The sequence below is a fragment of the Cohnella rhizoplanae genome (assembly GCF_948329515.1).
Classification (GTDB): domain Bacteria; phylum Bacillota; class Bacilli; order Paenibacillales; family Paenibacillaceae; genus Cohnella; species Cohnella rhizoplanae.
The window spans coordinates 225,222-237,670 of sequence record NZ_CAOJCN010000002.1; the positions used below are offsets into that span (position 1 = coordinate 225,222).

The following is a 12,449-nucleotide window of genomic DNA, read 5'->3' on the forward strand; positions in this document are numbered from 1 at the left end:
CAGTCATGCTATCGGGGAGATGAGACCGCATGGCCTTCTTGAGAAGACTGTCGATCCGCTCGCAGCTCTTGATTCTGGCCGGATCGGCCATTCTCGTCCTATTGGTGATCATCCTGCATACGTACGCGACCATGTCCGGGATGATCACCCGCAATCATGAAGAATACGTCAAGCAGACGATCGCGGAGATCAAGAAGAACGTCGCTTCCAACGGAGACGTTCTTTTCAGGCTGATGCAGACGATCTCGTATAATGCCGACGTCCAGAGCTTCCTGGTGGAGCAGAACGAGCTGAGACGGTACGAGATGTTCAAGGAGATCAGCCGGCTGCTCACCAGCCAGCGCGAGCTCAAGGACGGAATCCTCGACATCGTCGTCTCCGGCGACAACGGCGCCGCGATCGACATCAACGGCGGCAGCCGTTACGCCGCGGAGCTGAACGGCGAACTGCCCGACAAGTCCAACGCCTATTACGTGGACATGCGCCAATTCGGCACGCTGTACGGCTCGGGCCAGGGGCTGGTGTTCGCCACGACGATCTACTACGTGCAGCAAGGCGAGCTTTTCAACACGAGAGTCGGTACGCTCTACTTCATCGTCGATCCCGCGTCCCTCGCGGGGGAGCAGGATTATACGCTCAAGCAGACCCATACGCAGATCTATCTGCTCGACCGTTCGTACAAGATCATCGCCAGCAATACGGATCGGGAGACCGGCAGCCAGCTCGCCGATCTGACGGACAGGCTGCCGAGGAACGGCATTCAATCCCTGAAGTGGCAGGGCAAGCAGTACGTCGTTCAGACCGAGAGCCTGCCGGGCGTCGATGCCAGCATCTTAAGCGCCGCGCCCAAGGACGCGCTGCTGCGCGAGCTGCTCGATATCCGTAAGCAAGAGCTGATCATTCTCTCGATCGGGCTGCTCGTGCTGGCCGTGCCTTTCATGTTCATCATCAACAACATCTTGCGTCCTCTTAAAAAGATGATTTTTTTCATGACGACGGCGGGCAGCGGCGACGATCTGAAGTTCAGGAAGCGCATCTCGCTCAAGGGCTACCTGGAGGTCAGCATCATGGCTTCGGCGTTCAACGGCATGCTGGACGAGATCGAGCATCTGACGCAGCGTCTGCTGGAGACGAACGCCAGGCTGTACGGCACCGAGCTGGAGCGCAAAAAGTCGGAGCTCGCTTTTCTCCGCAGCCAGATCAATCCCCATTTTCTGTACAATACGCTCGAGGCGATCACCGGCATCGCGGCCGTGAGCGGCCAGGACAAGATCAAGACGATGACGCGCGCGCTGTCCAGCATCTTCCGGTACAGCATTAAGGGCGCGGATGCCGTGCCGCTGTCGGAGGAGGTCCGGATCGTCGAGGCGTACGTGCGCATCCAGCAGATCCGGTTCGCGGACCGGTTCACGGTGCGTTACCGGATCGCGCGGGAGGCGGAAGGCCGCGTCGTGCCCAAGATGATCCTGCAGCCGCTCGTGGAGAACGCGATCTACCACGGCGTCGAGCCGACGCTGCGGCACTGCGCGCTGGAGATCGTGGGCAGGATCGACGAGGCGGGCGACCTGATCGTCGACGTGCGGGACGACGGCGTCGGGATGCCGCCGGAGCGTCTGGAGGCGCTGCGGCGCATGCTGCTGGATCCCGCGCGGAGCCCGGAGGATGCGGACGGGCGCCGCAGCATCGGCTTGGTCAACGTGAACAACCGTCTGGCGTTGACGTTCGGCCCGCTGTCCGGTCTGTCGATCGACAGCTCGCCGGACGGAGGGACGCACATACGCCTGCGGTTCGCCCGCGAGAGGAGGGATAACGATGCTTAAGGTGCTGCTCGTCGACGACGAGAGCTGGGTCGTGGAGAGTCTGAAGGATCTGGTCGAATGGGAGCGCTACGGCTTCCGCGTGGTCGGACAAGCCGCCAGCGGCGAAGAGGCGCTGGCGACGATAGGCCGGCTGCGGCCGGAAGTGGTATTCACCGACATCCGCATGCCGGAGATGAACGGGCTGGAGCTCATCCGCAGGGGCCGGAACCTCCCGGAGCCGATCCAGTTCGTGGTCGTCAGCGGCTACGCGGAGTTCGCGTACGCCCAGAAGGCGCTGGCCTACGGCGCGGTCGCCTATTGCCTGAAGCCGTTCGACGAGCTCGAGATCGCGGGCGTGCTCGTCAAGCTGGCGGCCAAGCTCGGCGAGGCCCGCGGCGCGGTTCCCGCCGAGACGCTGCTGCGCCTTCTTGACGAACCGGATCCCGAGGTGGCGGACAGATTGCTCGGGGAGCTGCGGGAGCGCGGGCTCATGGAGCGGATCGCCGCCGGCGTCGTGCCGGTCGTCGCGATCGGGGGCGGGGAGCCTCCGGGACTCGCGGGCGCCGTCTTCCGTCTGAAGACAGGGGCGACCAAGACCGCCTACCTGGCCGGCGTCCAGGAAGTGAAGGCCGCCCGCGCGGATTGGGAGGCCGGGATGCCGGACGGCGTGACCGGCATCGGCATCGGTCGTCCGGTGTCCGACTGGCGCGCCATCCGGGAGGCGATCGCGGATGCGGATATCGCCGCGCATCAGCGCTTCGTCGCGGGGCGCAGCGGCGTCTACGAGACCGGACCCGGACAGGAGGAGGCGCTTAACGCCTGCATGCTGGACGTCGGCAAGGCCGTCGAGGACAAAAACGGCCAGGCGCTGTTCGCCGCCTTCGACCGCATCGGATCGCTGTTCAGGGAGGGAGGCTTGTCGATCCGGCACGCCTTCCAGGTGTACAACATGACGAATTCTTATCTGTTCAAGCTGGGGCGGACCGAGACGGCGCTGTACAGTTACGAGCAGCTCGTCCAGGCGTTCGCCGACGTGCATGCCATGCTGGCGGGCCTGGCGGCCGTCTCGACGCGATACCTCAGGCAGAGCGACGCGCCGGTGCCGGAGACGCGCAACCAGACGTTTAACGCGATCTTGCAATACGTGACCCTGAATTACCGGGAGGATCTGTCGCTGCAGGGGCTGTCCGAGCAGTTTTTTATGAATCCCAGCTATATCAGCCAGCTGTTCAAAAAAGAAGTGGACGAGACGTTCACGGCCTACGTCGCCAGACTGCGCATCGGCAATGCCTGCGAGCTGCTCCGGGAGACCGGGGATTCCGTACAGGAGATCGCCGCCAAGATCGGCTACCAAGATTACTTTTACTTCACCAGGCTATTCAAGAAGCTCACCGGCCAGACGCCGTCCCAATACAGGGAGTCGACCGTCCAGCCCTTTTGACCATGCACGATTTTTAGCGAATCTATGGACGATTTTTAGAAAACCTTCGCCGAAGGTTTTTTCTTTTCCTGCGAGCGCTTCCAAATTCAATGCAAAACCATAAATCCCGTGCATACCCCCCGCGTCGCCGGAGCGAGATAATAAAGGCCGGAGCAATGGCAGCGCTTACGGGAGGTACGCAATGGAAAAGAGATTAGGGAAGGAAATCTACAAAAACCGCTATTTGTACATCCTGCTCCTTCCGACGGTATTGTTCTACGCGCTGTTTCAATACTTCCCGATGTACGGCGTTCTGCTGGCATTCAAGGAATACCACATCCGGGAAGGGATCCTGCGCAGTCCGTGGATCGGCATGAGCAACTTCGAGGAATTGGTGAAGCAGAGCGAGTTTTGGCGGGCGTTCCGCAACACGATCATCATCAGCGTCGGACGGATCGCGCTGGAATTTCCGGCGGCCATCGCCCTCGCGCTCTTGATCAACGAGGTGGTCCGGCAGAAGCTGAAGAAGTTTTACCAGACCGTCTACACGTTCCCGCACTTCATCTCGTGGGTCATCGTGAGCGGCATTATGTTCAACTTTCTGAGCAACGACGGCGTGCTGAACCAGATCGTCGCGGCGCTGGGCTTCGACAAGCAGACCTTTATGACCGACCCGGGATTGTTCCGGCCGATCGTCTTCCTGTCCAATATCTGGAAGGAGGTAGGCTGGAGCGCGATTATCTACCTGGCCGCCATCGCGGGCATCAATCCGGAGCTCTACGAGGCCGCTCGCGTCGACGGCGCCGGACGCTGGCAGCAACTGCGGGCGATCACCTGGCCGTCGATCCGCGGCACGGCGGCAATCCTGCTGATCCTGGCCGTAGGCAACGCGATGAACGGCGGGTTCGACCAGATCTTCAATCTGTACAATCCCGGCGTGTATGCGACGGGAGATATTATCGACACCTACGTGTACCGGGCGGCGTTCTCGGACGGCTCGAGCTTCGGGGTGACGACGGCGGTAGGATTGTTCAAGGCGGTACTCAACTTCGCGCTGCTGTACGGCGCCAACTACATGGTCAAAAGACTCGGCGGAGAGGGGCTGGTATAGATGGAGACGCAGACGACAAGCGCGGGACGCTCCGGGCCCGAGACGGCGTCCGCCGCCGGCAGGCGCAGGAAGCGAAGCTGGGCGGACATCGCCATCCACGCCATCCTGATTCTGCTGACCGTATGTACGCTCTTCCCGTTTTACAACGTCCTGATCATGTCGTTCAGCGATTCGGCGGCGGTCTCCAAGCAGGTCGTCTATCTGATCCCCACGACGTTCAAGACGACGGCTTACAGCTACATCTTCCAGGAGCCGCGCTTCCTGAAGGCGTTCCTCGTCACGCTGTTCGTGACGGTCGTCGGCACCTCGGTGAACCTGATCGTCACGCTGACGGGCGCCTACGTGCTATCTAAGAAAGGGTATCCGGGACGGCGAATCGTCATGTCGGGCATCCTCTTCACGATGTTCTTCAACGGCGGCCTCATCCCCTTCTACCTGACGATGAAAAACCTGCATCTTATCAACAACCTGCTGGTCATGGTGCTGCCGGTGGCGGTCAATACGTTTTACCTGATGATCTGCATCGCGTTCTTCCGCACGCTGCCGGCCGGTCTCGAGGAGTCCGCGAAGATCGACGGGGCGAACGACATCCAGGTGTTCTACAAGATCGCGCTTCCCGTCTCCAAGCCGATGATCGCCACGATCGCCCTCTTCTACGCGGTCGATCGCTGGAACGAATGGTGGTACGGCGTGCTGTTCATGACCGACGTGAACCTGCTGCCGCTGCAGGCGCTGCTGCGCGAGCTGCTCACGAATTATGCGCAGGTGCTGTCCGGCATCACGACCAGCGTCCGTTTCCAGGATTCGGGCCTGTACCCGGAGATGCTCAAGATGGCGGTGCTCGTCGTGAGCGCGCTGCCGATCGTCTGCCTGTACCCGTTCATGCAGCGATACTTCGCCAAGGGCGTGCTGATCGGCTCGATCAAGGGGTAGTAAGAGCGACAAGCTTTTATTATAAAAATATCGAAGGGGACAACAAACATGAAAAAAGCGAAGCTTCTGGGTTCTGCCGGGCTATCCGCCGTCATGCTGGCTTCCGTGCTCGCGGGATGCGGCAACAATTCGAACAATGAGCAGGCTTCGGCCTCCGCGCCGGCCGCGGCTTCCGCCGATGCGTCGTCGTCCGCCTCGGCTTCGCCTGCCGTGGATGCCGATCCGTATGCGGAGCATCTGGACCTGTCCGTCTCGTGGTGGGGCATCGGCGTCGGCTTCGAGAAGCATGACGAGATCCTGCAGAAGCTCGAGAAGGACTTCAACGTCGCCTTGAAGCCGATGGATATCGGCTGGGACAACTATAAGGAGAAAGCCCAGGTATGGGCCGCCGCCGGGCAGCTGCCCGACATCATCACCAACAGCATCACGAACGACAACCCCGCCACCTATAACGAGTGGGTCAAGCAGGGTCTCGTCCATGCGCTGCCGGACGACCTCGGCGCTTATCCCAACGTCGAGAAGGTCGCCAAGGCGCCGGAGGTGCAGGGCATCTACCGCGACGGCAAGCTCTACGCCATTCCGCGGATGACGTATCCCAACACCGACATGTGGGCGGTCGACCGCGCGATCTACGTCCGCAAGGATTGGATGGAGAAGCTGGGCATCCAGGATCCGAAAACGTTCGACGAGTTCGAAGCGATGCTGACCGCGTTCGCGACCAAGGACCCGGACGGCAACAACAAACAGGACACGGCCGGCATCGTCATGAACACGCTCGGCTATTTCAAATCGGTCTTCGTCCCGACCTTCCCGCAGTTCGGCAATCAGAGCTGGCTGCAGGAGGACGGCAAGTGGATCCCGTTCTACGCGTCCAAGCAGATGGACAATGTCGTCGCGCAAGCCCGCAAGCTGTATGCGGACGGCGCGCTCGACAAGGACTTCGCGGTCGAAAAGGCCGGCGAGGCCAACCAAAAATTTTATCAGAACAAAGCGGGCGCGCTGGCGTTTAACGTCGACTCGGTGGGCGGCGCGACCGGGATCCGGGCGGAGTGGGAAAAGAACAATCCGGGCCAGAACTTCTTCGATCACGTGAAAATTCTTCATCTGTGGCCGGCGGCGGACGGTACGGTCTATCGCCATACGACCAATTCGTGGTGGTCCGAGACGATGATTAACGCCGACGTCGACGACAAGAAGCTCGACCGCATCCTGCGCATCTACGACTGGCTGCTCTCTCCGGCGGGCAAGGAGCTGTTCGACTACGGCATCGAGGGCAAGGACTTCACCAAGAGCGGCGACCAATACACGATCACGCGTCCCAAGGACGGCGATGCGTTCATCGATCTGAAGAAGGAATATCCGTCGATGGACATCATCTCGCAGCTGGCGATGTGGCGCAATGCGAGCGCGATCGAGGATTCCCCGATCAACAGAGCCGCCAAGGGCGACGACGTCGTGCAGTTCGTCCAGGACGAGCTGAATTGGCAGATGACGAATGCCAAGCCGATCCCGACGGCGTTCGAGATCTTCACGATGTCGACGCCGGCCAAGGATAAGCTGTCGGCCATCAACTTCGACGACGACTTCACCCGCGTGATCCTGAGCAAGGACGATCCGGTCCAGATGTGGCACGACATCGTCAAGGGCTACGACGGCAAGGGGCTGCAGCAGGCGATCTCGGAAGTGACGGCGGAAATGGCGAAGCAAGGCAAGTAAAGCGGTCGAGGGAATGCCTGCCGGATACCCGGGCGGGCATTTCCTTGCTTGCGCATGTAAGCCGGCAAGCGGCTAGAGAGAGCGACGTATGGAAGCGGAGTGAGCGAGGTTGAGCGAGATGAATAAGGGGCCGGACATGGAGCGGGCGGATACGGGGCGTGTTACGTGGAGGCTCGAGGACTTCGGCGCGCGGCCGGATTCGGGCGAGGATACGGCGGCGGCGATGCGGCGGGCGCTCGAGGCGGCCGCGGGAGCGGACGGACCGGCGCTGTTGACCTGCGGGCCGGGCCGATACGATTTCAATGCGGAGAACGCCGCTCGCGTGCCTTATTTTATAACGAATACGGCCAGCGAGTCGGAGAACCCGGATATCACGAAGACGATCGGAATTTATATGAAAGGCGTGCGGGATCTGACGCTGGACGGTCAGGGCGCGCTGTTCGTCTTCCATGGGAAGCAGACCATGCTCGCGCTTGACGGCTGCGCACGGGTCGCGATCCGAAATGTCCGCATGGACTACGCGGTGCCGACGGTGACGGAGGCGAAGGTGACCGGCGTCGGCGACGGATGGCTGGAGCTCGAGGTGCATCCTGATTCCCGATGCATCATGGAGGATGGCAAGCTGTATTGGATCGGGGAGGGCTGGCGGTTCCATCAAGGGCCGATGCAGGTCTACGATCCGGCGCTCGATACGACCTGGCGTATCGACAATCTGATCGAGTCGGCGTCCTCGGCGGAGGCGATCGGACCGCGCCAGGTGCGGCTGCGCTTCGACGATGCGGAATCTTCGGCGGGGACGCTGGCCGGGATGATGCCCGGCTATGTCCTGCAATGCCGCGACGGTATCCGCGACCAGGTCGGCGCCTTCCTGCTGAACAGCCGCGATGTCGTCATGGACGGGGTCGGCATGCATTTCATGCACGGGCTCGGCATCGTCGGTCAATACAGCGAGAATCTCACCTTCGCGCGGATGGAGCTGGCGCCGCGTCCGGAATCGGGCAGGACGGCCGCGGCCTTCGCCGACTGCATCCATCTGATGGGCTGCCGCGGCCGGATCGAGGTCTCGGACAGCCGGTTCGCCGGCGCCCACGACGACGCGATCAACATTCACGGCACCTATCTGCGGATGGTAGGCAGACCTGCGCCGAACGCGGTCGAGGTACGGTTCATGCATCCCCAGAGCTACGGCTTCGAGGCATTCCGGCCCGGCGACGAGATCGAGTTCGCGCGCAGCCGTTCGTTGGCGGCCTTCGGGGTCGGCAGGGTCCACCGCGCGGAGCGGATCGACGATCGTACGATTAGACTGACGCTGGCCGAGCCTGCGCCGGCTGACATCGGACCGGAGGACGTCGTCGAGAACGCGACGTGGACGCCGGAGGTCCGCATCGCGGGCAACCGCTTCGCCCGAATTCCGACGCGCGGCATTCTGATCACGACGCGCCGCAGAGCCGTGATCGAAGGCAATACGTTCGAGCGGATGCGGATGAGCGCGATCCTGGTCGAAGGGGACGCCTCCTCCTGGTTCGAGTCGGGGCCCGTGCGCGATCTCACGATACGGGACAATCTGTTCATTGAATGCGGCGACGCCGAGTTCCCGGTGATCGCAATTGCGCCTGCGGTAACCATACCGGATGCGGAGCGGCCCGTGCATCGCCATATCCGGATCTTCGGCAACCGCTTCGAGACGCGGGACGCCGTCGTGCTGGAGGCGAAGGGGGCGGCGGACGTGTCCTTTATCGGCAACGAGATTCAGGCGGCGGCGGTGCCGGTGGGCTTCGGCGCGTTGGAGGATACGATTCGGGTGACCGGTTGCGCCGGCACCGAGGTGAGGGAAAATCGTTTTATTGCGAAATAGGTAACGGCGAAACGCCGCGTATACAATGTGCCTAAGAATGCTTTTGCGAGACGCAAACTGCCGGTCGCGTCGATGCCGGCGCTTGCATTGCCGGTCCAATCATCGGATAATAGCCCCGAGGCGTGCGCCCGCGCGCGCTTTTCTGATTCGATTGAAGTGGGGCTGCGTCTATGAAACCGACTACGATATACGATGTCGCGAGAGAGGCTGGCGTATCGATCGCCTCCGTCTCCAACGCCATCAACGGCAAAGGCAAGATCGGCAAAAAGAAGCGCGAAGAAATCTTAAAGGTGATGGATCGGCTCAACTATCAGCCGAGCGTCATCGCGTCTGCGCTGACGGGCAAAAAGACTTATACGCTCGGACTGCTCATTCCGGACGTCGCCAACCCCTTCTTCGCGGAGATCGCGCGGGCGGTCGAGGATATCGCGCACTCGTCGGGGTACAGCGTCATTACGTGCAGCACGGACAATCAGGACGGCCGCGTCCTGGCTTATATCCGGCTGCTGGAGCAGAAGAGCGTCGACGGCATCCTCATCGGCACCGGTGGCGGCGCCGATATCCTGGCGCAGCTCGCGGAGAAGCCGCTGCCGGCCGTCACGATCGCGCGCGAGGTGCAAGGGCTGCCGGTCAGCGGCGTGGCCACCGACGACTTCCGGGGCGCGACGCTCGCCGCCGAGCATCTGCTCTCGCTCGGCCACCGCAGGATGGCGGTGCTGGCCGAGGATCTGAAGGTAAGCAGCAGCCAGGAGCGGGTACGGGGCTTCCGCTTCTCCTTGTTCGAGGCGGGCGTCCGCCTTGAAGACGGCGATATCCTGCCATGCGCCTCGAGCATCGAGGGGGGCAAGCGGGCTACGCTAGGGCTGCTGAGGCGCGTCGATCGGCCCACGGCGCTGTTCTGCAGCAACGAGCTGCTCGCGGTGGGCGCCCTGCAGGCGGCCAGGGAAGCCGGCGTCCCGGTTCCCGGCCTCCTGTCCGTCGTCGGTTACGACAACACGCTGCTGTCGACGGCGACGAATCCGCTGCTCACGACGATCGCCCAACCGATCGAGCAGATGGTGAAGCTGGCCTTCGGGCTGCTCATCGGAGACGGGCTGGAAGACGCCGGCCCGCTCCCGCGGCGGATCGTCATCCAGCCGGAGCTCATCGTGCGCGAGTCGACGGCCGCGCCGGCGGCAGAGGCTTGACGGTAAACGCAGGTCGTCATCGACAAAATACACCCCTTGCAGGCATCCGTATTTGGATGCCTTTTCGAGCTTTTCAAGGGCGCATAAATTTATTTTTATTTTTGGGTTAAGCGCTTTACCTTATTCTCGTTTTCGATTAAAGTATAGATGAATAAAACGGTTGCAGGGGGAATGCGGCGGTGACGCCAATCGAACGCGTGCACGTCATTTTCAAAACGCATCTGGATATCGGGTTCACCCATCTGGCGGAGCGCGTCATCCGGCAGTACATGGACGACTATATACCGAAGGCGATCGAGCTCGCCGAGCGGCTCGCGGCCGAGGGAGGCGCCGAGCGCTTCGTATGGACGACCGGCTCGTGGCTGATCCGCCGTTACCTGGACGAGGCGGGGCCAGCGGAGAAGGCGCGCATGGAGCGCGCGATCGCGGCCGGCCATATCGCGTGGCACGGCTTGCCGTTCACGACGCATACCGAACTGATGGACGCCGGGCTGTTCGAGGCGGGACTCGCGATCGGCCGGGAGCTCGACGCGAGGTTCGGCAAGGAGACCGTCGCGGCCAAGATGACGGACGTCCCCGGACATACGATCGGCATGGTGCCGCTCATGGCGCGGGCGGGACTGCGTTACCTGCATCTGGGCGTGAATCCGGCCTCCAAGCGCCCCGACGTGCCGCGCCTTTTCCGCTGGCAGGCCGAGGACGGATCGGAGATCATCGTCAACTATGCCGGCAATTACGGCGAAGCGGTGGAGGTCGAAGGGCTCGGCGACGTTCTGCTGTTCGCCCATACGGGCGACAACTGCGGACCGCCGGACGCGGAGGAGATCCGCCTGCAGTTCCGGGACATCGAGCGGCGCTACCCGGGCGCGCAGGTGCTGGCATCGACGATGGATGCCTTCGCGCTGCGGCTGGAATCGGTCAAGGGCGGTCTGCCGGTCCTCCGAGAGGAGATCGGGGACACCTGGATTCACGGCGCGGGCACCGATCCGCTGAAGCTGGCCAGGCTGCGCGCGCTGCAGCGGCTGCGCGGCGAGTGGGTCGCGCAGGGACGGCTGCGGGAGGACGAGGCCGCCGGCCGCGACCTGAGCGAGGCGCTGCTGCTCACCGCGGAGCATACGTGGGGGCTCGACGTGAAGAAGTGGCTGCCGGACTTCCGCCACTATGCCAAGGGAGATTTCACGGAGGCGCGCCGTCGCGACGAGGTCGATCCGCACGATCAGCCCGCCAAGTTCGGCTACATCGGCGCATTCGCCATGGACGAATTCGACCGGCACTCGGCGGGGCTGTTCGAGGGCGAGCAGAGCGTGCGGTCGTACGCGATGATCGAGCGATCCTGGGCGGAACAGCGGGCATACGCGGAGCGGGCTGTCGCCGCCCTGCCGGCGGCGCTGCGCGGCGAAGCGCAGGCGGCGCTCGCCGAGCTCGAGCCGCGGCGGACGGATACGGCGGGCTTCGCCGAGCGGCGCTCGCATGAGCTGTACAGCAGCGGAGGCTTCGAGCTCGCGTTCGCCGAGGACGGCTCGATCGCGCATCTCGCGGATCGCGCCGGCAAGCAGTGGGTCGCGGATGGCGGCGGCATCGGGGCTTTTGTCTACGAGACGTTCGGCACGGACAGCTACGGCCATTATTTTAGAACCTACATGCAGAACCTGCCGGTCACGCATCCATGGGCCGACGTCGACTTCGGCAAGCCCGGCATCGAGTTCGTCCGCCCCCTTCCGAGCCACAAGACATACCGGCCGGCGCTGGTCGACATCAAGCATGCGGCAGATGCCGAAGGGGAGACTTACGTGGTTCGACTGCGCATGCCCGAGGCGTCTTGGCGGCTGTACGGCGCTCCCCGCGAGCTGGAGCTGGCATACGTCTTGGACGCGGGCGCGGAGGGCGAGATCGGCCTGACGCTGCAATGGTTCGGCAAGGATGCGAACCGGCTGCCCGAGGCGAGCTGGCTCGGCTGCAGTCTGAATGTCGGCAATCCCAACCGTTGGACGATGGATAAGCTGGGCAGCGCGGTGTCCCCGCTGCAGGTCGTGCAGGGCGGCAACCGCAACCTGCACGCCGTAGGGACGGGCGTGAGCTACCGGGGGGCGGACGGCGAGGCCGACATCGCGACCCTCGACGCCGCGCTGGCCGCGCCGGGCCAGCGGCGGCTGCTTCGCTTCGACGGCACGTTCGCGCCGCTTGAGGGCGGCTGGCATTTTAACCTGCATAACAACATCTGGGGCACCAACTTCCCGATGTGGTACGGAGAAGACGGGAAGTTCCGCTATCGGCTGAAGCTGAGGTCGAACCGGATCTAAGCGATGCCGGGCAATGCAAGTTGATGGGTGAAGCCAGCAAGGCGATGAAGAACGCAGTAAGGCGACGAAGAACGCAGCAAGGCGACGAAGAACACAGCAGGCGATGAGGAATGAGAAATCCGCTGGAC

Annotated in this window: 8 protein-coding genes; all 8 read left to right on the forward strand. The window is 62.8% G+C overall.

Annotated elements, in window-relative coordinates:
* The first annotated feature begins 29 nt into the window (after positions 1 to 29).
* The 8 genes from PQG80_RS05300 to PQG80_RS05335 all read left to right on the forward strand — a co-directional run bounded on the left by PQG80_RS05300 (position 30) and on the right by PQG80_RS05335 (position 12,321).
* On the forward strand, positions 30 to 1,820 hold the full coding sequence (locus tag PQG80_RS05300) for a sensor histidine kinase (RefSeq protein ID WP_271750175.1): 1,791 nt from the start codon (positions 30 to 32) through the stop codon (positions 1,818 to 1,820).
* The gene (locus tag PQG80_RS05305; RefSeq protein WP_271750176.1) at positions 1,813 to 3,240 is read left to right on the forward strand and encodes a response regulator transcription factor; all 1,428 of its coding nucleotides are present in this window, start codon (positions 1,813 to 1,815) and stop codon (positions 3,238 to 3,240) included. Before PQG80_RS05300 ends, PQG80_RS05305 begins: the two co-directional genes overlap by 8 nt.
* A gap of 181 nt (positions 3,241 to 3,421) precedes the next feature.
* Complete coding sequence (locus PQG80_RS05310) at positions 3,422 to 4,330, forward strand: ABC transporter permease (RefSeq protein ID WP_271750177.1); 909 nt, start codon at positions 3,422 to 3,424, stop codon at positions 4,328 to 4,330.
* Positions 4,331 to 5,263 carry a carbohydrate ABC transporter permease gene (locus PQG80_RS05315; RefSeq protein ID WP_271750178.1) on the forward strand — a complete coding sequence of 311 codons (933 nt, stop codon included), beginning with the start codon at positions 4,331 to 4,333 and terminating at the stop codon, positions 5,261 to 5,263.
* A gap of 48 nt (positions 5,264 to 5,311) precedes the next feature.
* The gene (locus PQG80_RS05320; protein ID WP_271750179.1) at positions 5,312 to 6,979 is read left to right on the forward strand and encodes a type 2 periplasmic-binding domain-containing protein; all 1,668 of its coding nucleotides are present in this window, start codon (positions 5,312 to 5,314) and stop codon (positions 6,977 to 6,979) included.
* Between the two features lie 118 nt (positions 6,980 to 7,097).
* Complete coding sequence (locus tag PQG80_RS05325) at positions 7,098 to 8,834, forward strand: right-handed parallel beta-helix repeat-containing protein (RefSeq protein WP_271750495.1); 1,737 nt, start codon at positions 7,098 to 7,100, stop codon at positions 8,832 to 8,834.
* 170 nt (positions 8,835 to 9,004) lie between these two features.
* The gene (locus PQG80_RS05330; protein ID WP_271750180.1) at positions 9,005 to 10,021 is read left to right on the forward strand and encodes a LacI family DNA-binding transcriptional regulator; all 1,017 of its coding nucleotides are present in this window, start codon (positions 9,005 to 9,007) and stop codon (positions 10,019 to 10,021) included.
* Positions 10,022 to 10,200: 179 nt separating this feature from the next.
* Positions 10,201 to 12,321, forward strand: a complete 2,121-nt coding sequence (locus PQG80_RS05335) for a DUF5054 domain-containing protein (RefSeq protein WP_271750181.1) — start codon at positions 10,201 to 10,203, stop codon at positions 12,319 to 12,321.
* Positions 12,322 to 12,449 lie beyond the last annotated feature (128 nt).